The sequence below is a fragment of the Streptomyces sp. NPDC088707 genome, assembly GCF_044752725.1.
Taxonomy (GTDB): Bacteria; Actinomycetota; Actinomycetes; order Streptomycetales; family Streptomycetaceae; genus Streptomyces.
This window is the reverse complement of record NZ_JBIVLV010000010.1, coordinates 56,616-77,991: the sequence shown is the minus strand read 5'-3', so window position 1 is coordinate 77,991 and position 21,376 is coordinate 56,616. Positions and strand designations below refer to the sequence as shown.

Annotated in this window: 23 protein-coding genes; 9 read left to right on the top strand and 14 right to left on the bottom strand. The window is 71.2% G+C overall.

Going from position 1 to position 21,376, the window contains the following annotated elements; all coding sequences use genetic code 11:
- Positions 1-4: 4 nt before the first annotated feature.
- Positions 5-790 carry a VOC family protein gene (locus ACIP84_RS27845; RefSeq protein WP_355970112.1) on the bottom strand — a complete coding sequence of 262 codons (786 nt, stop codon included), beginning with the start codon at positions 788-790 and terminating at the stop codon, positions 5-7.
- A gap of 363 nt (positions 791-1,153) precedes the next feature.
- Here ACIP84_RS27845 and ACIP84_RS27840 point away from each other — a divergent pair, with 363 nt between their 5' ends.
- Positions 1,154-1,801 (top strand): TetR family transcriptional regulator, encoded by a 648-nt coding sequence (locus tag ACIP84_RS27840; protein ID WP_319319436.1) that lies wholly within the window; start codon positions 1,154-1,156, stop codon positions 1,799-1,801.
- Between the two features lie 169 nt (positions 1,802-1,970).
- Here ACIP84_RS27840 and ACIP84_RS27835 read toward each other — a convergent pair whose 3' ends face one another.
- Together ACIP84_RS27835 and ACIP84_RS27830 are read right to left on the bottom strand one after the other, a co-directional pair.
- Positions 1,971-2,441 (bottom strand): nitroreductase family deazaflavin-dependent oxidoreductase, encoded by a 471-nt coding sequence (locus ACIP84_RS27835; protein ID WP_355967741.1) that lies wholly within the window; start codon positions 2,439-2,441, stop codon positions 1,971-1,973.
- Entirely contained in the window at positions 2,442-3,644 is a 1,203-nt protein-coding gene (locus ACIP84_RS27830) for an acyl-CoA dehydrogenase family protein (RefSeq protein ID WP_401801283.1), read from the bottom strand.
- Between the two features lie 105 nt (positions 3,645-3,749).
- Here ACIP84_RS27830 and ACIP84_RS27825 point away from each other — a divergent pair, with 105 nt between their 5' ends.
- From ACIP84_RS27825 to ACIP84_RS27815, 3 genes are all read left to right on the top strand, one after another.
- On the top strand, positions 3,750-5,015 hold the full coding sequence (locus ACIP84_RS27825) for a thiolase C-terminal domain-containing protein (RefSeq protein ID WP_401801280.1): 1,266 nt from the start codon (positions 3,750-3,752) through the stop codon (positions 5,013-5,015).
- A 109-nt stretch (positions 5,016-5,124) separates the two neighbouring features.
- Entirely contained in the window at positions 5,125-6,429 is a 1,305-nt protein-coding gene (locus ACIP84_RS27820) for an FAD-dependent monooxygenase (RefSeq protein WP_401801277.1), read from the top strand.
- Entirely contained in the window at positions 6,426-7,079 is a 654-nt protein-coding gene (locus ACIP84_RS27815) for a pyridoxal 5'-phosphate synthase (RefSeq protein ID WP_355967750.1), read from the top strand. Before ACIP84_RS27820 ends, ACIP84_RS27815 begins: the two co-directional genes overlap by 4 nt.
- Positions 7,080-7,082: 3 nt before the next feature.
- Here ACIP84_RS27815 and ACIP84_RS27810 read toward each other — a convergent pair whose 3' ends face one another.
- The 4 genes from ACIP84_RS27810 to ACIP84_RS27795 form a co-directional block, all read right to left on the bottom strand.
- Complete coding sequence (locus tag ACIP84_RS27810) at positions 7,083-8,966, bottom strand: AMP-dependent synthetase/ligase (protein ID WP_401801274.1); 1,884 nt, start codon at positions 8,964-8,966, stop codon at positions 7,083-7,085.
- Positions 8,967-9,065: 99 nt separating this feature from the next.
- A complete protein-coding gene (locus ACIP84_RS27805) occupies positions 9,066-9,710 on the bottom strand; it encodes a TetR/AcrR family transcriptional regulator (protein ID WP_401801272.1) in 645 nt (214 codons plus the stop codon).
- A gap of 106 nt (positions 9,711-9,816) precedes the next feature.
- Positions 9,817-11,157 carry a dicarboxylate/amino acid:cation symporter gene (locus ACIP84_RS27800; RefSeq protein ID WP_401801269.1) on the bottom strand — a complete coding sequence of 447 codons (1,341 nt, stop codon included), beginning with the start codon at positions 11,155-11,157 and terminating at the stop codon, positions 9,817-9,819.
- Between the two features lie 374 nt (positions 11,158-11,531).
- Positions 11,532-11,792 carry a DUF4229 domain-containing protein gene (locus tag ACIP84_RS27795; RefSeq protein WP_073916323.1) on the bottom strand — a complete coding sequence of 87 codons (261 nt, stop codon included), beginning with the start codon at positions 11,790-11,792 and terminating at the stop codon, positions 11,532-11,534.
- Between the two features lie 166 nt (positions 11,793-11,958).
- Between ACIP84_RS27795 and ACIP84_RS27790 the strand changes: the two genes are divergently transcribed.
- Together ACIP84_RS27790 and ACIP84_RS27785 are read left to right on the top strand one after the other, a co-directional pair.
- Positions 11,959-12,492 (top strand): GNAT family N-acetyltransferase, encoded by a 534-nt coding sequence (locus tag ACIP84_RS27790; RefSeq protein WP_401801266.1) that lies wholly within the window; start codon positions 11,959-11,961, stop codon positions 12,490-12,492.
- 127 nt (positions 12,493-12,619) lie between these two features.
- On the top strand, positions 12,620-13,504 hold the full coding sequence (locus ACIP84_RS27785; protein WP_401801263.1) for a GyrI-like domain-containing protein: 885 nt from the start codon (positions 12,620-12,622) through the stop codon (positions 13,502-13,504).
- Positions 13,505-13,584: 80 nt separating this feature from the next.
- Here ACIP84_RS27785 and mqnE read toward each other — a convergent pair whose 3' ends face one another.
- Positions 13,585-14,748: an aminofutalosine synthase MqnE gene (mqnE, locus tag ACIP84_RS27780; RefSeq protein WP_030324380.1), complete on the bottom strand. Its 1,164-nt coding sequence runs from the start codon at positions 14,746-14,748 to the stop codon at positions 13,585-13,587.
- Between the two features lie 48 nt (positions 14,749-14,796).
- Entirely contained in the window at positions 14,797-15,252 is a 456-nt protein-coding gene (locus tag ACIP84_RS27775; RefSeq protein WP_030324379.1) for an Lrp/AsnC family transcriptional regulator, read from the bottom strand.
- A 113-nt stretch (positions 15,253-15,365) separates the two neighbouring features.
- On the opposite strand from ACIP84_RS27775, the gene ACIP84_RS27770 reads away from it, so the two are divergent.
- Positions 15,366-15,503, top strand: coding sequence for a hypothetical protein (locus ACIP84_RS27770; protein WP_167537137.1), 138 nt, complete (start codon positions 15,366-15,368; stop codon positions 15,501-15,503).
- Here ACIP84_RS27770 and ACIP84_RS27765 read toward each other — a convergent pair.
- The 3 genes from ACIP84_RS27765 to ACIP84_RS27755 form a co-directional block, all read right to left on the bottom strand.
- A complete protein-coding gene (locus tag ACIP84_RS27765; RefSeq protein ID WP_355967869.1) occupies positions 15,500-16,171 on the bottom strand; it encodes a UbiX family flavin prenyltransferase in 672 nt (223 codons plus the stop codon). The two genes, ACIP84_RS27770 and ACIP84_RS27765, sit on opposite strands and share 4 nt — an antisense overlap.
- An 84-nt stretch (positions 16,172-16,255) precedes the next feature.
- Positions 16,256-17,158 carry a menaquinone biosynthesis prenyltransferase MqnP gene (mqnP, locus tag ACIP84_RS27760; RefSeq protein ID WP_355967775.1) on the bottom strand — a complete coding sequence of 301 codons (903 nt, stop codon included), beginning with the start codon at positions 17,156-17,158 and terminating at the stop codon, positions 16,256-16,258.
- Positions 17,155-18,612 carry a menaquinone biosynthesis decarboxylase gene (locus ACIP84_RS27755; RefSeq protein WP_355967778.1) on the bottom strand — a complete coding sequence of 486 codons (1,458 nt, stop codon included), beginning with the start codon at positions 18,610-18,612 and terminating at the stop codon, positions 17,155-17,157. Before ACIP84_RS27755 ends, mqnP begins: the two co-directional genes overlap by 4 nt.
- An 89-nt stretch (positions 18,613-18,701) precedes the next feature.
- Between ACIP84_RS27755 and ACIP84_RS27750 the strand changes: the two genes are divergently transcribed.
- Positions 18,702-19,094 (top strand): PLD nuclease N-terminal domain-containing protein, encoded by a 393-nt coding sequence (locus ACIP84_RS27750; RefSeq protein ID WP_401801258.1) that lies wholly within the window; start codon positions 18,702-18,704, stop codon positions 19,092-19,094.
- The gene (locus ACIP84_RS27745) at positions 19,094-19,978 is read left to right on the top strand and encodes a LysR family transcriptional regulator (protein ID WP_401801256.1); all 885 of its coding nucleotides are present in this window, start codon (positions 19,094-19,096) and stop codon (positions 19,976-19,978) included. The genes ACIP84_RS27750 and ACIP84_RS27745 overlap by 1 nt, the downstream gene beginning before the upstream one ends.
- Here ACIP84_RS27745 and ACIP84_RS27740 read toward each other — a convergent pair.
- Positions 19,881-20,810, bottom strand: coding sequence for a DMT family transporter (locus ACIP84_RS27740; protein WP_401801253.1), 930 nt, complete (start codon positions 20,808-20,810; stop codon positions 19,881-19,883). The two genes, ACIP84_RS27745 and ACIP84_RS27740, sit on opposite strands and share 98 nt — an antisense overlap.
- A gap of 135 nt (positions 20,811-20,945) precedes the next feature.
- Positions 20,946-21,137 carry a hypothetical protein gene (locus ACIP84_RS27735; protein WP_355967786.1) on the bottom strand — a complete coding sequence of 64 codons (192 nt, stop codon included), beginning with the start codon at positions 21,135-21,137 and terminating at the stop codon, positions 20,946-20,948.
- Positions 21,138-21,376: the final 239 nt, after the last annotated feature.

The window sequence follows — 21,376 nt, the reverse complement described above, 5'->3', positions numbered from 1 at the left end:
AGCCTCACATCGTGCCGGACGGCTCCGAGAGGACCGCGAAGCGCGCGCCCTGGTTGTCGTGGAGGACGGCGATGCGGCCGTGCGGGGTGTCGAAGGCGGGGGTGGCGACCCGGCCGCCGAGCCGGACGGTGGTCTCGCAGGCCTCGTCGCAGTCGGGGACGGCGAAGTAGACGAGGACGTGTCCCGGCATCTCGGCGGGGAAGTCGTCGCTGATGACGGCCCGTCCGCCGAAGGCGCTGTCGTCGCCGGTCCGGGAGCCGGGGGGCGACCAGACGCGGTAGTCGAAGCCGGCGTCCCTGCCCTCCTCGTCGGCGTCGGCCTGGCGGCCGAGGTAGCCGAAGACGGTGGCGTAGAAGGTGTCGACGGCGCCGGGGCGGCGCGTGTACACCTCCATCCAGCAGAAGGAGCCCGGTTCGCCGGTCACCTCGAAGCCGTCGTCGTCGCCGGACTGGCGGAGACCGAAGACGGCGCCGCCGGGGTCGGCGGCGAGCGCGAGGACGCCGAAGGGGCCGACGGGGTAGGGCTCCATGACCATCTGGCCGCCGGCGGCCTTGATCCGGGCGGCGAGGGTGCCGGCGTTCTCGGTCGCGAGGTAGACGGTCCAGGTGGTGGGCATGCGGCCGTCGCGCTTGGGGAGGAGGCCGGCGACGCGGCGTCCGCGGAGGAGGGCCTCGTCGCGGTCGGGGTCGAAGGTCCAGCCGAAGAGCTCGCCGTAGAAGCGCTTGCCCGCCTCGAGGTCGGGGAGCTGCGCGTCCACCCAGCAGGGGGTGCCCTCAGTGCGTACGGCCATGTCCACACGCTAGGTCGGCGGAAACCGTCCCGCAGCGCCGCGCAGCGCCCAGACATACGAACAAAGTGGCGATTTGTCGCCCCAGAACCCTTGGGGCACCTGAGTTGTCCACCGAAGTTGTCCACAGGCTGTTCATAAGCCTATTCGGGTACGGGAACCCCCCGGTCCTGGCGCGAGGATCCCGCCCGCCGCCCGCCCGACGCCTGCCCGGCCGTCACGAGTGGCGCGATCACGCCCCTCCCCCGCGCTGCCCCGCCCACGGAGACACGCGTGCCGACCTCGGAGAACACGGGTGGCAGAGGGGTGCACCCCATTTGCAGTCGGCCGAATCGCGCGCCGACACCCCCTCGGTAAGCTGACGGCATGACAGGACAAGTACGCACCGTCGACGGCCGCGTGGCCGGACGACGCGGTCAGGCGACGCGGCAGAAGCTGCTCGACTGCCTCGGTGAGATGCTCAGCTCCTCGCCCTACCGGGACGTCAAGGTCATCGATGTGGCCCGGAAGGCGGGTACTTCACCCGCGACGTTCTATCAGTACTTCCCGGACGTCGAGGGAGCGGTTCTCGAGATCGCGGAGGAAATGGCCAAGGAGGGCGCCGGGTTGACCGAGCTGGTCTCCGGCCGTTCCTGGGTCGGCAAGGCCGGCTGGCAGACCTCGGAGGAACTCGTCGAAGGCTTCCTGGACTTCTGGCGGAAGCACGACGCCATCCTCCGGGTCGTGGACCTCGGCGCCGCGGAGGGCGACAAGCGGTTCTACAAGATCCGCATGAAGATCCTGAACTCGGTCACCAACTCCCTCACGGACGCGGTGAAGGAGCTCCAGGCCAAGGGCAAGGTCGACAAGGAGGTCAGCCCCGCCGCGATGGCGGGCTCGCTCGTGGCGATGCTGGCCGCGGTCGCCGGACACCAGAAGGGCTTCACGACCTGGGGTGTGAAGCAGTCCGAACTCAAGCCCAACCTCGCCCTGTTGGTGCATCTGGGCATCACCGGCAAGAAGCCGACCCGATAGCCCACCCCACCCTCCTCCACCCGTCCTGTCGTCGACGCCGACGGCGGCCCGCCCCCACGGACCGCCGTCGGCGTCGCCGTGTCGGGGCGCGGGCGGCGAGCGGCGGGCGGCGGGCGGCGGGCGGCGGGCGGCGGGCGGCGGGCGGCGGGCGGCGGGCGAGCATGTCGTCTCAGCGCCTGCTCAGCCGGAAGAGTCTGATCTCGCGCTCGATCCGCGCCTGGTACGTGGCGTACGGCGGCCAGAACACCAGCGCCGCCCGCCATGCCTCCGCGCGCTCCTCCCCCGCGAGCAGCCGCGCCCGTACGGGGATGTCCTCACCCTTCCAGTTCACCTGGACGTCCGGATGGGCGAGCAGGTTCGCGGTCCAGGCCGGGTGTCCGGGGCGCCCGAAGTTGGAGCCGACGAGCAGCCAGCCGCCGTCCGGCTCCGGCATGCAGGCGAGCGGGGTGACCCGGGGCAGCCCGCTCTTCGCGCCCCGGGCGGTGAGCACCACACCGGGCAGCATCTGGGCGCTGAGCAGTACCTTTCCCCTGGTCAGCCGGTGCACGGCCTTGTCCATGGCGGGCACGACGTGCGGGCCGATCCGGGCGAAGGTCCTGGTCGAGGACATCTTCTGCATCAGTGTGCGTCCGACGGGCATCTACGCCGCCACCTCTCCGAAGAGTCCGGTCCGTTCCGCCGCGCGGGCGCGCAGCCGCCGCACGGGCCCGAAGAGCAGTTCGTCGGAGGCGGCCCGCTTGAAGAAGAGGTGCGCCTCGTGTTCCCAGGTGAAGCCGATGCCGCCGTGGAGCTGGATGGACTCGCCCGCGGTGGCGCGGAGCGCCTCCAGGGCGTGGGCGAGGGCGAGCGGCCCGCTGTCGGGTCCGGGTCCGGCTTCCCTGGCCGCGCAGGAGGTGAGGGAGCCGGCGGCCTCGACCTGGACGTAGAGGTCGGCGAGCCGGTGCTTGACCGCCTGGAAGGAGCCGACGGGCCGGCCGAACTGTTCGCGCGTGCCGACGTGGGCGACGGTCCGGTCGAGGGCCTCCCGGGCCGCGCCGACGGCCTCGGCGGCCAGCATGACGGCGGCGGCCCGGCCGGTGACGGCGAGCGCGCCGAGGACGTCGGCCGGTTCCTCGCCGAGGAGTTCGGCCTCGGTGTCCCTGAACTGCACGGTGGCCTGGGTCCGGGTGGAGTCCAGGGTGGTCTGCCGGGTGCGGACCAGGCCGGTGGCCTCCGGTGCCCCCGCCCGCACGAGGAAGAGCAGGGTGCGGCTGCGGGCGAACCCTCCGGCGTGGGCGGCGACGAGCAGCAGTCCGGCGCTGTGCCCGTCGAGGACCTGAGCGGCCTCGCCGTACAGCCGCCAGCCTCCGTCGGCGGCACGGGCCTGGACGCCGCCCGCGCGGCCGCCGCCGGACCAGCCCTCGGCGGTGTTGTCGCCGGTGAGGCCGAGGGCGAGCGCGAGTGAGCCGCCGGGGACGGCGAGGGCGCAGGTCAGGCTGCCGTCGGCGAGCCTGGGGAGGAATGCGGCGCGCTGCCCGGGGGTGCCGAGGGCGGCGAGGAGCGGGGCGGCGAGGACGCTGGTCGCGAGGAGCGGGGAGGGGGTGAGGGCGCGGCCTGCCTCCTCGCAGGCGAGGGCGAGTTCGGCGGGCCCGCAGCCGACTCCGCCGTACTCCTCGGGGAGGGCGAGCCCGGCGACGCCGAGGGTGCCGGACATCCGGGCCCAGAGGTCGGGGTCGTAGCCCTGGGGGGTGGCGGTGGCCGCGCGGTTCTCCTGCGGTCCGGCCCGTTCGGCGAGCAGGTCGCGCAGGGTGCGGCGGATCTCCTGCTGCTCCTCGGTGAGCGGGACGGCGAGCGAGGCGTCCATGAGGCTCCCTCCGTTTCTGACGGTGCGTCATGCTAGGCCCGAGCCGGGCCGGTTGCCAGAGCCGCGCCGGTTCCGTTCAGATGAATCTGATGTACCGTCAGATTCATGCCGACCACTGTGCCGCCCACCGGGCCGACCATCGGGCCGACCATCGCGCGGCCCGACGCGCCCGCCACCGCGCCGACCACCGCCGACGCCACCGCACACACCACCGTCCGCGACCCCCGCCCCCGCCGCGTCGCCGTCGCGGGCGTCGCCCTCGCCGACTGCGGCCGGGTCGACGAGGCCACCCCCTACGCCCTGCACGCCCAGGCCGCCCGGCGCGCGCTGGCGGACAGCGGCCTGGACCGCTCGCTGATCGACGGCCTCGCCTCGGCGGGCCTCGGCACCCTCGCCCCGGTCGAGGTCGCCGAGTACCTCGGACTCCGGCCCCGCTGGGTGGACTCGACCGCCGTCGGCGGCGCCACCTGGGAGGTCATGGCCGCGCACGCCGCCGACGCGATCGCCGCGGGCCACGCGAACGCGGTCCTCCTCGTGTACGGCTCCACCGCGCGCGCCGACATCCGCGCCCGGCGCCGCACCGCGAACCTGTCGTTCGGCTCGCGCGGCCCGCTCCAGTTCGAGGTGCCGTACGGACACACCCTGATCGCCAAGTACGCGATGGCCGCCCGCCGCCACATGCACGAGTACGGGACGACCCTGGAGCAGCTCGCCGAGGTGGCCGTCCGGGCGCGGGCGCACGCGGCGCTCAACCCGGAGGCGATGTTCCGCGACCCGATCACCGTGGACGACGTCCTGGCCGGGCCGATGATCGCGGACCCGTTCACCAGACTGCACTGCTGCCTGCGGTCCGACGGCGGCTGCGCGGTGCTGCTGGTCGCCGAGGAGTACGTCCAGGACTGCCGCAAGGCTCCGGTCTGGGTGCTCGGCACGGGCGAGCACGTCTCGCACACCACGATGTCGGAGTGGGAGGACTTCACGGTCTCCCCGGCGGCGGTCAGCGGCCGGCTCGCCTTCGAGCGGGCGGGCGTGACCCCGGCGGACGTGGACCTCGCCGAGGTCTACGACGCCTTCACCTACATGACCCTGGTGACCCTGGAGGACCTGGGCTTCTGCGCGAAGGGCGAGGGAGGGGCGTTCGTCCAGGAGAAGGACCGGCTGCCGGTGAACACGGACGGCGGCGGGCTCTCGGCCTGCCACCCGGGGATGCGCGGGCTCTTCCTGCTGGTCGAGGCGGTACGGCAGTTGCGCGGGGAGGCGCCGGGACTCCAGGTGCGGCGGCCGGACGGAAGCCTGCCGGAGGTGGCGGTGGCGTCGGGTACGGGGGGCTGGTTCTGCTCGTCGGGAACGGTGGTCCTGGGCCGCTCGTGACTCACGGCCAGGAATCTATACAAGCGTCATAGGCAACCGTGTAGGACGTCCGTATAGTCATGTCCGCGGGCAGGGGAACGGCCCGCAGCCACCGACAAGGAGTCCTGCCGTGCACAGCACCGCGAACAGCACCCCGAACACCGCCGCCCACACCTCCGCGAAGACCGTCCTCATCTCGGGCGCCTCGGTCGCCGGCCCCGCCCTCGCCCTCTGGCTGCACCGCTACGGCTTCACCCCCACCGTCGTCGAGCGCGCCCCCGAACTCCGCACCGGCGGCTACAAGGTGGACATCCGCGGCACCGCGATCGAGGTCTGCCGACGGATGGGGATCCTCGACGAGATCCGCGCCAACTCCACGGACATGCGCGGTGGTTCCTACGTCGACGAGCGCGGCCGCACCATCGGCGAACTGTCCGCCGACATCTTCGGCGGACGCGTCGAAGGGGACGACGAGATCATGCGCGGCGAGCTGGCCCGCATCCTCCACGAGCGGACCCGCGACGACGTCGAGTACCTCTTCGACGACTCGATCGCCACCCTCGACGAGGACGCCGACGGCGTCACCGTCACCTTCGAGAGCGGCACCGTCCGCCGCTTCGACCTGGTCGTCGGCGCCGACGGACTGCACTCCCGCACCCGGCGCCTGGTCTTCGGCGAGGAGAAGCGCTTCAAGCGCCACCTCGGCGCGTACGTCTCCATCTTCACCGCCCCCAACCACCTGGGACTCGACCGCTGGGAGACGTACCACGCGCTCCCCGGAAAGCTGGTCTGCGTCTACAGCTCGGCCGGCGAGACCGACGCGAAGAACCTCTTCATCTTCTCCTCGCCCGAGGAACTCCCCTACCACCACCGGGACATCACCGCCCAGCGGCGGCACCTCACCGAGGCCTTCACCGGCGACGGCTGGGAGATCCCCCGGCTCCTCGGCCACGCCGCCGACGCCGACGACCTCTACTTCGACTCGATCTCCCTCGTCGAGATGGACCGCTGGTCGAAGGGGCGCGTCGTCCTCCTCGGCGACGCCGCCCACTGCTCCTCCCCCGCCTCCGGCCAGGGCACCGGACTCGCGCTCACCGGCGCGTACGTCCTGGCGGGAGAACTGGCCCGGGCCGGCGGCGACCACCGCGTCGCCTTCGAGCGCTACGAGACGCACATGCGGCCCGGCGTGGAGCGGAACCACCGCATGGCCGAAGGCTTCGTCAAGGAGATGACCGTCGACTCCCGGTGGAAGATCGCACTGCGGATGTTCATGGTGCGCACCCTGCCGAAGACCCCGTGGAGGAACCTCATCGCGAAGAAGATCCGCGACGAGATCCAGGCGGCGGCGAACGCGGTCCCACTGGTGGACTACCGGATGCCGAGCACCGCGGGCACCCCCGCCGCCACCGCCGCGCGCTCTACCGTGGCCTCATGACCGACTTCCACCACGCCCTGCGCTCCCTGAAGGTCTGGGACACCGAGCTGCCCGCCTTCGACCCGGCGGGCGCCCCGCCCGAGCCGCTCCCCCTCTTCCACGACTGGTTCACGGCGGCGGTCGCGGCCGGTCAGACCGAGCCGCACACCCTCTCCCTGGCCACCGTGGACGAGGACGGCAGGCCCGACGTCCGTACGGTGATGCTGCACGACGCCGACGCGCGCGGCTGGCACTTCGCCTCCCACGCCACCAGCGCCAAGGGCCGCCAGCTCGCCGCCCGCCCCGAGGCCGCCCTCGGCTTCTACTGGCCGGTCCAGGGCCGCCAGGTCCGGATCCGGGGCCACGTCACCACCGGAACGCCGGAAGAGGCGTACGAGGACCTCCACGCCCGCTCCACCGGTGCCCTCGCCTCGGCCCTGGTCGGACGGCAGAGCGAGCACCTCGACTCCCCCGAGGCCCTCGCCGCGGCGAGCGCCGAGGCCTGGCGCCGGGCCGAGGCGGAACCGGACGCCCCTGCCCCCACCTGGACGCTCTACCTCGTCGAGCCGGCCGAGGTCGAGTTCTTCCAGGGCGACGCACGACGTCGCCACCTCCGGCTCCGCTACCGGCGCACGGACGAGGGCTGGACCCGCGAACTCCTCTGGCCGTGACCGCTATTCGACCGCCCCGGAGTCGTACATCTCCTCGATCTCCCGGGCGAAGTCCCGCAGCACCGCCCGCCGCCTGAGCTTGAGGGACGGGGTCAGATGGCCCGAGGTCTCCGAGAACTCGGCGTTCAGGACCCGGAAGTCACGGATCGACTCCGCCCGCGAGACGAGCCGGTTGGCATCGTCCACGGCACGGCCGAGGGCGGCGAGCAGCTCCTCGTCCCGGGCCAGCTCCCAGAGCGCCAGGTGGTCCTTGTGCCGCATCCGCCGCCAGTGCGTCAGGCCCTCGTGGTCGAGGGTGATCAGGGCCGTGACGTACGGACGGTTGTCGCCGAGGACCACGCACTGGGCGACCAGCGGATGGGCGCGCAGCCAGTCCTCCAGCGGGGCCGGGGCCACGTTCTTCCCCGCCGAGGTGATGAGGATGTCCTTCTTCCGGCCGGTGATCCGCAGGTAGCCGTCGGCGTCGAGGGAGCCCAGGTCCCCGGTGGGGAACCAGCCGTCGTCGGTGTACGGCACGGCCGCCCCGCGCTGGGCGTCCCAGTACCCGGCGAAGACATGACCGCCCTTGAGCCAGACCTCGCCGTCGCCGGCGATCCGGACCGAGGTACCGGGCAGCGGCCAGCCGACCGTGCCGGTGCGGGGCCGCCGGGGCGGGGTCACCGTCGACGCGGCCGTGGTCTCCGTCAGGCCGTACCCCTCGAAGACCTCCACGCCCGCCCCGGCGAAGAACTCGGCCAGCCGCGCGCCGAGCGGGGAGCCGCCGGAGATCACGTACTTCACCCGGCCGCCGAGCGCCGCCCGGATGCGCCGGTAGACGAGCGGGTCGTAGAGCGCCCGCGCGGCCCGCAGCGGGAGCGAGGGGGCGGCCTCCTGGCCGTACCGGCGGGCGATCCGGGCGGCGCGGTCGAAGGAGGCGGCCTTGCCGCCGCGCTCGGCGGTGGCCCGGGCGGAGTTGAAGACCTTCTCCAGGACGTACGGGATGGCGAGGAGGAAGGTGGGGCGGAACCCGGCGAGATCGTCGAGGAGTTCCCGGCCCTCCACCGAGGGGGCGTGGCCGACGCGGACCCGGGCCCGCATGCAGCCGATGGCCACCATCCGCCCGAAGACATGGGAGAGCGGCAGGAAGAGCAGGGTCGCGGCCGGGTCCTTGTGCTCGGAGACGAAGACCGGGTGGAGGAGCCGGACGGCGTTGTCGACCTCGGCGAAGAAGTTGGCGTGGGTGAGGGCGCAGCCCTTGGGGCGGCCGGTGGTGCCCGAGGTGTAGATGAGGGTGGCGAGGGTCTCCGGGGTGAGGAGTCCGCGCCGGGCGGTGACGGCCTCGTCGGCGACCCGGGCGCCCGCCGCACGGAGCTGGTCGACGGCCCCGGCGTCCAGGACCCAGAGGTGGGCGAGGCCGGGCAGCTGCCGCCGCTCGGCGGAGACGAGCCGGGCCTGGGCCGGGTCCTCGACGACACAGGCGGCGGCGCCGGAGTCCTGGAGGATCCAGCGGGTCTGGAACGCGGAGGAGGTCGGGTAGACGGGGACGGTGACGAGCCCGGCGGCCCAGGCGGCGAAGTCGAGCAGCGTCCACTCGTAGGTGGTCCGCGCCATGAGGGCGAGCCGGTCACCGGGCCGCAGGCCGTGGGCGATGAGGCCCTTGGCGACGGAGTGGACCTGGGCGGCGAACGCGGAGGCGGTGACGTCGGCCCACCCGCCGTCCGGCCCCTTGCGGGAGAAGAGCACCGCCTCGGGGTCCTGACGGGCGTTGTCGTACGGCAGGTCGGCGAGCGAGCCCCGGCGGATCGCGGGGACGAGTGCGGGTACGGAGACCTCGCGGACGACCCCGTCCACCAGGGTCTTCTGCGGCTCGACCGGTTCGCTCCCGGACAGGGCGGTGACGACGGACACGTGCGGCTCCTCGGTCTGCGCGATGAACTGAGGTCGTGCGGGGGCGTGTTGGCCACTCACATGCCGTAACTAGCCGGTAACCTTACTGCGAGGTAAGCGTCAACGGGGAGACCAGCGCTCGCTTTTCATGAGGTTCCCCAGACCCGACCACGCGAAGTTCATCAGCGTCGCCGCCGCCTCCTTCGCCGTCACCCCCGGAGTCTCGTTGGCCCAGCTCGCCAGCGACTCGGCGGACCCGACCAGCGCCTGCGCGAGCGCGTCGACGTCCCGCCCGGTGATCCCGGCGCCGCCCGGCGCCTCCCGCGCCGCCTCACCGATCAGCCCCGCGACGAACGCCGTGATCTCGTCCCGCATCCGCGCCGCCTCCCCGGCGAACGGCTCCCCGTGCGTCCGCGCCTGCCGGCTGAGCACCGTCCAGGAGTCCGGATGGTCGGCGGCGAAGGTGAAGAAGGCCATCAGCCCGGCCCACAACCGCTCGTCGGGCGGCGCGGTCCGGTCGACGAGCGCCTCGGCCACGACCCCGAGCAGGGCCTGCGCCTCCCGCCGGATCACCGCGGTGAAGAGCTCCTCCTTGGAGTGCAGATAGAGGTACACGAGCGGCTTCGACACCCCGGCCGACTCGGCGATCTCGTCCATGGAAGCCGCCTGGTACCCGTTCCGCGCGAAGCACCGCACGGCCGCGTCCACCATCTGCCGCTCCCGCACGGCCCGCGGCAACCGCCGCGCCCTAGCACCACCGGCCATGGCGGCCCACCCCTGCTCCCAAGATCCACCGGCTGCCCCGCGGAAAGCCTACGTGCCCCCTGCCCGACGGGGGCAGGGGGCACGGAAGGGGTGTGTGCGACGAGGGTCAGGCCGCGACCGCGACCTTCTCCTGGGTCTCGCGGGTCTCGACCAGGTCGTCGATCGGGGACGCCGAGGCGTTCCCGTACGCCGTGTGGTCGAGGATCTTCTCGCGGGCCGAGACGATCACCGGGACGAGCGCCTGACCGGCCACGTTCGTGGCCGTGCGCATCATGTCCAGGATCGGGTCGATCGCCATCAGGAGGCCGACGCCCTCCAGGGGGAGGCCCAGGGTGGAGAGGGTCAGGGTCAGCATGACCGTCGCGCCCGTCAGGCCGGCGGTGGCCGCCGAGCCGATGACCGAGACGAAGGCGATCAGCAGGTAGTCACCGATGCCGAGCTGCACGTCGAAGATCTGCGCGATGAAGATCGCGGCGAGCGCCGGGTAGATCGCGGCGCAGCCGTCCATCTTGGTCGTCGCGCCGAACGGGACGGCGAAGGAGGCGTACTCCTTCGGGACGCCGAGGCGCTCGGTGACCTTCTGGGTGACCGGCATCGTGCCGACCGAGGAGCGGGAGACGAAGGCCAGCTGGATGGCCGGCCAGGCGCCCTTGTAGAACTGGATCGGGTTGACCTTGGCGACCGTGGCGAGCAGCAGCGGGTAGACGCCGAACATGACCAGGGCGCAGCCGATGTAGACGTCGGCGGTGAAGGTCGCGTACTTGCCGATCAGGTCCCAGCCGTAGTCGGCGATGGCGAAGCCGATGAGGCCGACGGTGCCGAGCGGGGCGAGGCGGATGACCCACCACAGGGCCTTCTGGAGGAGTTCCAGGACCGACTCGGAGAGCGTGAGGATCGGCTTGGCCCTGTCGCCGAGCTTGAGGGCGGCGATGCCGGCGACTGCGGCCATGAAGACGATCTGAAGGACGTTCAGCTCGGTGAACGGCGTGATGACGTCCGTCGGGATGATGCCGGTCAGGAAGTCGATCCAGGAGCCCTCGCGCTTCGGCAGCTTGCCGTCCTGGGGGGTGAGGCCGGTGCCGGCGCCCGGGTTGGTGATCAGGCCGATGGCGAGGCCGATGGCCACCGCGATCAGCGAGGTGATCATGAACCAGAGCAGGGTGCGGGTGGCGAGCCTGGCGGCGTTGTTCACCTTCCGCAGGTTGGTGATCGAGACCAGGATCGCGAAGAAGACGAGCGGGGCGACGGCCAGCTTCAGGAGCTGGACGAAGATGTCGCCGACCTGGCCGAGGGTCTCCTTCAGCCAGGAGACGTCCTGGCTGCGGGCGATCCAGCCGAGCAGGGCACCGAGGACCAGACCGGCGATGATCTGGGCCCAGAAGGGGATCTTCGGTATGCGCGAGGAAGCGGGGGACTGCTTCTCGGGTGCGGTCGCGGACGCGGACACAGACACACTCCACAGGTGCGTATCGGGCAATACGGGACGGGGGTGCGGCACACACGCGCTTTCACGCGGGCCGCTGCATGATGCCGGGTCAGACCCCGCGGCAACAGACCGCGGACATACAGCGGCACAGATCGACGTGCAGGCGCGCCACGAGCGGGGTGCTCGCGGCATGGGAGGGGCGCACAACGGTCGTCATGTCGAACACGTTAACACTTGAACTTTGAGAACCTCAAAGCCCTTCTTTGAGGTAGTGGAGCCCGCCTTTCGCCTCCGAAACGCAGAACGCCCCAGGCGGGAGCCTTGGAAGCTCCCGCCCGGGGCGGATGATCTGTGAGGAAGCTTACGCAGCCCTTACGGGCGGCGGGCGGAGTGGACTAGTCCTCCTGGGACCGGTTCGCCGCCAGTCGGCCCTTCGCGCGGTCGACCTTCGCCACGACCTCGGCGCTCGCCTCGTCGCGCACCTTCCGCAGCAGGACGAAGCTCAGCGGGGCGGAGATGACGATGGCGAGGACGAGGACCCAGAGCAGGTTCGAGTCGCCGAGGCCGCGCGGCAGCACCTCGATGTAGACGAGACCCCACAGGGCGAGGAAGCATCCGGCGAAGATGCCGAGACGCATCAGCGTGTAGCGGAGCATGTCAGCCCACTCTTCCGTTCCGACGTTCCGAAAAGTTCCCAAGATCCCATACGGGACAAGAGCCCCTCCAGTGAAGCACGACCCCGGGGGCACCCCGGGGCCGGGCCTCGCGAGCACCCCGGAGGTCTCTCTTGAGCACCTCGCAAGTAATGGCTAAGCTCACTTCATGACCCTTACGTTTGAGGTGGATCCGGCGATCGACCCCGCCCTGCGCGACGGCGTGCTCTCCCTCTGGGCCGACGTCTCCAACGCCGGCGGCGCGGTCGGCTTCGTCCCGCCCGTCACCCCCGTCGAGATCCGCCCCTCGCTGCTCAAGCACCTCGTCGCGATGAGCGAGGGCGGTACGCGGCTGCTCGTCGGCCGCGACGAGACCGGCGCGGTCGCCGCCACCGCGTTCTTCACCTTCAACACCCACCCCCTGATGAAGCACTGGGTGTGGCTCTACACGGTGATGGTCGACCCCCGGCACCAGGGCAGGGGATACGGCCGCGACCTCATGGCGGCGGTCGAGCACACCGCCCGTACCGCCGAAGGCTTCGAGGACATCGAGGCGATCCGGCTGACCTGCCGGGGCGGCACCGGCGTCGACGGCTTCTACGCCAAGTGCGGCTACAAGGAGGTCGGCCGCGTCCCCGACGCGATCCGGGTCGCCCCCGGGGACGACCGCGACGACATCATCATGCTGCTGCCGCTCACCTGAGAGCACCGGAGACCCGACCGGACCGAACACGACCCGACCGGACCCGACCGGACCGGGCACAGGATGTCGGGTCCGGGCTCCTGACCTCTTCCTACGGTGAGGACAAGGAAAGGGAAGGACGGACCACGTGCTGGAGCGGCTCAACCAGGCACTCGACCACATCGAGGAGCACCTCGTCACCGAGTCCCGCGGCGACCTCGACGCGGCCGGACTCGCACGGATCGCGACGACCTCGGAGCACCACTTCCGGCGCATGTTCTCGGCGCTCGCCGGCATGCCCCTGTCGGAGTACGTACGGCGCCGGCGGCTCACCGTCGCGGGTGCCGAGGTGCTCGCCGGGGACCGGACGCTCCTGGAGATCGCGGTGCGCCACGGCTACGGCTCCGGGGAGGCCTTCGCCCGCGCGTTCCGCGCGGTGCACGGGGTCGGCCCCGGCGAGGCCCGCCGCACGGGGGCCGCGCTGAACGCCCAGCCGCGGATGTCCTTCCGGCTCGTCGTCGAAGGGAACAGCAGCATGCGGTACAGGGTCGTGGAGAAGAAGGACCTCCGGGTCGTCGGGCGGAAGGCCCGGGTCCCCCTGGTCCACGAGGGGGAGAACCCGGCGATCGCCGCGCACATCAGGTCCCTCGGCCAGGGGGCGATCGAGCGGCTCGCGCGGCTCTCGGACCAGGAGCCCCGGGGGGTCGTCTCGGCGGTCGTGCACCTCACCGACAGCCGGGAGGAGGGCGCCCAGCTCGACTACTGGCACGGGGTGGTGAGCGACGCCGGGGTCCCGGCGGAGTTCGAGGTGCTCGACGTGCCGGCCGGCACCTGGGCGGTCTTCGCGAACGAGGGCCCGCTGCCGGAGGCCGTGCAGTACCTGTGGCGGGACGTCTTCACCCAGTGGTTCCCGTCCAACCCGTACGCGATCAGGCCGGGCCCCGAGATCATGAGCCTCCGCCCGTCGGAGGACTGGAAGACGGCAGCGGCGGAGCTGTGGATCCCGGTGGAGCACACGGCGGAACAGAAGTAGGGCAAGAGAAGGGCCGGTGGGAGTACCCACCGGCCCTTCGTCCTCGTCCGTCCGTCCTCAGAACCGCTTCGCCCGCGGACTCAGAACCGCATCGCCTGCGGCGTCTCGCGCCGCTCCGCGTCCGGCCCCGGGTACTCGCGGATGATCTCGTACCGGGTGTTCCGCTCGACCGGGCGGAAGCCGGCGTCCCGGATCAGCTCCAGGAGGTCCTCGCGGCCCAGCTTGTTCGGCGTGCCGTAGTTGTCGGCGTCGTGCGTGATCTTGTACTCGACGACCGAGCCGTCCATGTCGTCGGCGCCGTGCTGCAGCGCGAGCTGCGCCGTCTGGACGCCGTGCATGACCCAGAAGACCTTGACGTGCGGCACGTTGTCGAAGAGGAGCCGGGAGACCGCGAAGGTCTTCAGGGCCTCGGCGCCGGTCGCCATGGTGGTGCGCGCCTGGAGCTTGTTGCGGACCTTGCCGTCCTGCATGTCGACGAAGTCGTGCTGGTAGCGCAGCGGGATGAAGACCTGGAAGCCGCCGGTCTCGTCCTGGAGCTCACGCAGCCGCAGCACGTGGTCCACGCGGTGACGGGGCTCCTCGATGTGCCCGTACAGCATGGTGCTGGGGGTCTTGAGCCCCTTCTCGTGCGCGAGGCGGTGGATCCGGGACCAGTCCTCCCAGTGGGTGCGGTGGTCCACGATGTGCTGCCGGACCTCCCAGTCGAAGATCTCGGCGCCGCCGCCGGTCAGGGACTCCAGACCGGCCTCGATGAGCTCGTCGAGGATGTCGGACGCGGACATGCCCGAGATGGTCTCGAAGTGGTGGATCTCGGTGGCGGTGAAGGCCTTGAGCGAGACGTTCGGCAGGGCCTTCTTGAGCTCGGAGAGGGAGCGCGGGTAGTACCGCCAGGGCAGGTTGGGGTGCAGCCCGTTGACGATGTGCAGCTCGGTGAGGTTCTCGTTCTCCATCGCCTTCGCGAGGCGCACGGCCTCCTCGATGCGCATGGTGTACGCGTCCTTCTCGCCCGGCTTGCGCTGGAACGAGCAGTAGGCGCAGGAGGCGGTGCAGACGTTGGTCATGTTCAGATGCCGGTTGACATTGAAATGGACCACGTCGCCGTTCTTGCGGGTCCGGACCTCGTGGGCCAGACCGCCGAGCCAGGCGAGGTCGTCGGACTCGTACAGGGCGATGCCGTCCTCGCGGCTCAGCCGCTCACCGTCCCGGACCTTCTGCTCAAGTTCGCGCTTGAGGCCCACATCCATGTACGGCCGCCTCCCTTTTCTCCGAATTACGCCGTGCCAACCGTACTCTCAGCCCTCTTCGGGCAGCTCCCCGACCCGGTTCTCCCACTTCGTGGAGAGCACGATCGTCGTACGGGTGCGGGAGACGCCCTTGGTGCCGCTGAGGCGGCGGATGGTCTTCTCCAGGCCGTCGACGTCGCTGACGCGCACCTTGAGCATGAACGAGTCGTCGCCGGCGATGAACCAGCAGTCCTCGATCTCGGCGAGGTCCTTCAGCCGGCGGGCCACGTCCTCGTGGTCGGCGGCGTCGGAGAGGGAGATGCCGATGAGGGCCGTGACGCCGAGGCCGAGCGAGGCGGCGTCGACGGTGGCGCGGTAGCCGGTGATGACTCCGGCCGCCTCAAGGCGGTTGATGCGGTCGGTGACAGAGGGGCCGGAGAGCCCGACGAGCCGGCCGAGCTCGGCGTACGAGGCACGACCGTTCTCGCGCAGAGCCTGGATGAGCTGCCTGTCCACGGCGTCCATAGGTATGAAGCCTTCCATTGTCCAGCGATACCGCGAGTTTAGGTATAGAATCTAAGGTACACAGGGGAGACGCCCTGTGAATCTTTCAACTGATCAAAGACGATCTTTCAGGAGTGGTGTTCACCGTGTACACGATCGAGATGGCCTACGCACGCATGCGCGAGCTGCAGGACCTGGCCAACCGCTCGCGTGCCCACCAGCCGACCGCCGCGTCGAAGCGTGCCGAGAAGAAGCACGCCAAGAAGCGCTAATCAGACCGGGGGGTCGCTCCACCGAGCTCTCCCTCCCACCGGCGGTACAGCCGGTGCGGCACCCCTGCCGCGTCGAGCACCCGCCCGGCGACGAAGTCCACCAGATCCTGGATGTGCGTCGCCCCCGCGTAGAACGCCGGAGAGGCGGGCAGCACCACGGCTCCCGCCTCGTCCAGCGCCACCATGTGCTTGAGCGTCTGTCCGTTCAGCGGGGTCTCCCGCACGGCGACGACCAGCGGCCGCCGCTCCTTCAGCGTCACGCTCGCGGTCCGCTGCAGCAGGTCCTTCGAAAGCCCCAGTGCCACTCCCGCCACCGCCGCGGTCGAGGCCGGCACGACCAGCATCCCCTTCGCCGGATACGACCCCGAGGACGGCCCCGCGGCCAGATCCCCGGCCGCCCAGTACCGCACGTCGTCGAGGGCGCCCGACACGTCGAAGGCGTCCGGCTTCCCGTCCGCGCCCCGCGCCAGCCAGGCCGCCAGGTCCTCGCGCCAGTGCGCGTCGCGGAAGGAGATGCCCGTCTCGTCGAGCAGCGTGAGCCGCGAGGCCCGCGACACGACCAGGTCGACGCTCTCCCCGGCGGCGAGGAGACCCCTCAGTACGGCGGCGGCGTACGGCGTACCCGACGCCCCGGAAACCCCCACCACCCAGGGCCGACGACTCTTCATCTCCTGCGACTCCACGACAGAGAGCCTATCCGGCCGGGAAAAGCCAGGCCCGGGCGCGGCTCACCGCTGCGCCCCGGGCCAGGGTCACGGGGTGAGCCCGCGGACCAGCAGGTCGAGGAGGGCGCACACGAACAGCGCCATGCCGATGAAGCCGTTCACCGTGAAGAACGCCCGGTTCAGACGTGACAGGTCGTGCGGCTTCACGATCGAGTGCTCGTAGCAGAAGGCGGCCGCCACGATCACGAGGCCGGCCCAGAAGAAGACACCGGCGTCGGTCGCGAGGGCGTACCAGACGAGCAGGCCCGTGGTGACGACCGCAGAGGCGCGGGCGCCCCACAGCGCGGCCGGGATCCCGAAACGCGCCGGTACGGACATGACGCCGTGGGCCCGGTCCGCCTGCACGTCCTGGCAGGCGAAGATCAGGTCGAAGCCGCCGATCCACACGCCCACCGCGAGGCCGAGGACGACCGCGTCCCAGGACCACTCGCCGGTCACCGCGAGCCAGGCGCCGATGGGTCCGATGGCCTGGGCGAGGCCCAGGATGGCGTGCGGGAAGTTGGTGAACCGCTTGCCGTACGGATAGACGACCATCGGGATCACGGCGAGCGGTGCGAGGGCCAGGCAGAGCGGGTTGAGCAGGGCGGCGGCGCCGAGGAAGACGACGACCGCGATCCCGGCCCCGGTCCACGCCGAGCGCACGGACACGGCACCGGTCACCAGCTCGCGGTTGGCGGTGCGCGGATTACGGGCGTCGATCTCGCGGTCGATGATCCGGTTGCAGGCCATGGCGAAGGTCCGCAGCCCGACCATGCAGACGGTGACGAGGAACAGCGTCCACCAGTGGATCTCCTTGTCCACCTGGTACATCGCGGTGAGCGCGGCGGTGTACGCGAAGGGCAGCGCGAACACCGAGTGCTCGATCATCACGAGGCGCAGGAACGCCTTCGTACGCCCCGGCTGGGCGCCGGGCACGGCGGCCGTGGTCACAGCCCGTACTCCTTCCAGCGGCGGTCCACGAGAGCGGCCGTCGCCGGGTCCGACTCGACCATGTCCGGCCAGCCGCCGTCGCGGGTGTAGCCCTCCTCGGGCAGCTTCTTCGTGGCGTCGATGCCCGCCTTGCCGCCCCAGAACTGCTGGTAGGAGGCGTGGTCGAGGTGGTCGACCGGCCCCTCGACGACCGTGAGGTCACGGGAGTAGTCGGTGTTGCCGAGGGCCCGCCAGGACACCTCGTGCAGGTCGTGGACGTCGCAGTCCTTGTCGACCACGATGATCAGCTTGGTCAGCGACATCATGTGCGCGCCCCAGATGGCGTGCATGACCTTCTGCGCGTGCTTCGGGTACTTCTTGTCGATCGAGACGATCGCGCAGTTGTGGAAGCCGCCCGACTCCGGCAGGTGGTAGTCGACGATGTCCGGCACGATGATCTTGAGGAGCGGCAGGAAGAAACGCTCCGTCGCGCGGCCGAGCGGTCCGTCCTCGGTCGGCGGCCGGCCGACGACGATCGACTGGAGCAGCGGACGCTTCCGCATCGTGATGCAGTCGATCTTCAGCGCGGGGAAGGGCTCCTGCGGCGTGTAGAAACCGGTGTGGTCGCCGAAGGGCCCCTCCGGCAGCATCTCGCCCGGCTCCAGCCAGCCCTCGACGACGACCTCGGCCTGCGCCGGGACCTGGAGCGGGACGGTCTTGCAGTCGACCATCTCGATCCGCTTGCCCTGCACGAAGCCGGCGAAGAGGTACTCGTCGATGTCGCCGGGCAGCGGGGCGGTGGAGGCGTACGTGACGGCGGGCGGGCAGCCGAAGGCGATCGCGACCGGCAGCCGCTCACCCTTCGCCGCCGCGACCGCGTAGTGGTTGCGGCTGTCCTTGTGGATCTGCCAGTGCATGCCGATGGTGCGCTTGTCGTGCCGCTGGAGCCGGTAGAGCCCGAGGTTCCGGACCCCGGTCTCCGGGTGCTTCGTGTGCGTGAGGCCCAGGTTGAAGAAGGAGCCGCCGTCCTTGGGCCAGGTGAAGAGCGCGGGAAGGAGGTCGAGGTCGACGTCGTCCCCGGTGAGCACGACCTCCTGCACGGGCGCGGCGTCCGACTTCACCTTCTTCGGCGGCACGTGGACCATCGAGCCGAGCTTGCCGAAGGCCTCGCGGACGCCGACGAAACCCTGCGGGAGCTCGGGCTTGAGCAGCCCGCCGATCTTCTCGCTGATCTCGCCGTACGACTTCAGGCCGAGGGCCTTGAGGAGTCGGCGGTCGGTCCCGAAGACGTTCATCGCGAGCGGCATCGAGGAGCCCTTGACGTTCTCGAAGAGAAGCGCCGGTCCCCCCGCCTTGTTCACCCGGTCGACGATCTCCCCGACCTCCAGGTACGGGTCGACTTCGGCCTTGATGCGCTTGAGGTCGCCTTCGCGCTCGAGGGCCCTGAGCAGCGAGCGGAGATCGTCGTAAGCCATAGGGGCCAGTATCCGCCACGGGCTACGCTGGATCTGTCACCGGGGCGGTCGAAACGAGCCCCTTCTCTGCTTCCAGGGGGCTGTCCCACATGCTCAGGGCGCTGCTGTTCATCATCCCGCTGGCGCTGATGATCTACGCCTTCATCGACTGCCTGAACACCCCGGAAGAAGAGGTCAAGCACCTTCCGAAGCCGGTCTGGGCCATCGTCGTCCTGCTGTTCTCCGTGGTCGGCGCGATCGGCTGGATCGTCGCGGGCAAGGACCGGCGGCCGCGGACCCGGGGCGGCGCGGGCGGCTGGGTCGCCCCCGACGACAACCCCGAATTCCTGAAGTCCCTCAAGGACGAGGGGAAGACCGGACGGCCGGACGAGGGGCACACCGGGCGCGCGGACGACGAGGACCTCAGGGCCCGGGAGGCGGACCTCCGCCGCCGCGAGGAGGAACTGAGGCGGCGCGAGCGCGGCGAGGACACCGAGAGCTGATGGAGCTCCGGCTCCTGGCCACCTTCGAGAAGGTCGCCACCGTCCTCTCCTTCACCCGGGCCGCCGCCGAACTCGGTTACGCGCAGTCCAGCGTCACCGGTCAGATCCGGTCCCTGGAGTCCTCGCTCGGCGTGGAGCTCTTCGAGCGGCTCGGCAGCCGCATCCGGCTGACCGAGGCCGGGGAGCGGCTCCTGCCGTACGCCCGCCGCATGGGCGAGCTGGCCGAGGAGGCCCGTACCGCCGTCGCCGTCGCGGCCGAACCGGCCGGGACGATCGCCATCGGCACCATGGAGTCCCTCACCTCCTACCGGCTGCCGCCGCTCCTGGAGTACTTCCACCACCGCTACCCGGGTGTACGCCTCACCCTGCGGCCCACCCTCGGCGACGAGACCCGGCAGGCGCTGCGGCAGGGCACGTACGACGTGGGCTTCCTGATGGAGCCCGACACCGAGCACGAGGGCCTGGAGTCGGAGGTCCTCGCGCCCGAGCCCCTGGTCCTGGTGGCGGGTCCCGGCCATCCCCTGGTGGGGCGTACGGGGCTGACCGCAGCGGATCTGGCCGGGGCGCAGCTGGTGGGCACCGAGCCGGGCTGCCCGTACCGCGACCTCTTCGAGGCGGAGCTGCGGGAGTGGGCACCGCCGTTCATGGAGTTCGGCACGATCGAGGCGACCAAGCGCGGGGTGGCCGCGGGCCTCGGAGTGGCGCTGCTGCCCCGGGTGGCCGTCGCGGCGGAACTGTCGAACGGAACCCTGGTCCCGCTGGCCTGGGAGGCGCCGTTCACCCTCTTCACCCAGCTCGCGTGGCGACGGGGGAAGCGGCTTCCGGCGCACGTCCGTCTGTTCGTGGAGCAGGCGCGGCGACTGGTGTCCGAGCAGCGAGGGTGACCTTGAGGCCCGCGAGGACGATCAGCGGCACGCCGAGGGCCTGCACCAGCCCGATGTGATGCCCGTACGCCACCCAGTCGGCGCCCATGGCGACGGCGGGGTAGGTGAAGGCCAGCACGGCGATCTTGGCGGTGGGCAGCTTGGTGTACGCGGCGTACATGAGGACGTACATCAGCCCGGTGTGGATGATCCCGAGCCCGACGAGCCAGCCCCAGCCGACGCCGAGCTCCGACGCGGCGCCGAAGTCGGCGAAGGGGAGCAGCAGCGGGATGCCGACCAGGACCTGGACGAGGGCGATCAGGTGCGGCCGTACGCCGGTGATCCGCTTGGTGACGATCGTCGACAGGGCGTAGAGGACGGCGGCGCCGAGCGCGAGCCCGAGGCCCTTGAGGGAGGCGGTGTCGCCGGGCCGTATCCCGGAGACGAGCACGAGCCCGGCGAACGCGACGGCGAGCCAGCCGAACTTCGCGGCGGTGATCCGCTCCCGGAACAGCACGGCGCCGAACACCACCAGGAAGAACGGCTGCGTGTGGTAGACGACGGTGGCGAACGAGATCGAGGTGGCCTCGTACGCCTCGAAGAGCAGCACCCAGTTGAAGACGATGAACACCCCGCCGAGCGCGGCGAGTCCGAACTTCCCCGGGGTGAGGCCGTGGCCGGTGAAGTAACCGCGGACCAGGCTGTACGCGCCGAGGGCGGCGGCCCCGAAGAGGCACCGGAAGAACACCACGTTGAAGGGGGACGCCCCCGACTCCACGACGAAGATGCCGAGGGTGCCGGAGAGCACCATGGCGAGGGTGAGTTCGATGGTTCCCCTGGTCTCGTTTCTCATGACGATGACGCTACGAGCGGCCGGGATCCGGGTCCACGAGCCAGTGGGGGGAGCTGCCGATGGGGGCGATCGGCGGAGCCGATGGGGGTCCCGGACCGCCGCCGCGCGCGCGGCGGGCGACGGCCCGGCGGAGGCTCAGTTGTCGGAGCCGACGGTGTTGTCGTGACCGGCGTTGAAGACGTCGTCGTGCGCGAACTGGAGCCAGTCGCCGAAGACGACGGTGTGCGAGGTCTCCGGCTCGTATTCGACGTACACGTCGGCGCTGGCGGCGCCGGCGGCGCCGAGGACGAGGGCACCGGTGGCGAGGGCGGCAAGCAGGGAACGCATGGAGGACCTCTCGGTAGAGCGGCGGAACACCCCGCCGATCGGCGGAGCACCCCGCAGGCTAAGGCCACGGACCGTCCCGCCTCCGGGCGCCGGGCCGGTGGGGCCCCGGCCCTCAGCCGATCGGCGGAGGGTCCGGCACGCCACCGCGAGGCGGCCGACCGGCCCCGGCGGAGACGGTGATCGCCCCGACGAAACCTCGCACACGCGTTCTCGCGTGTACACAGGAAGAAGATCCGGAC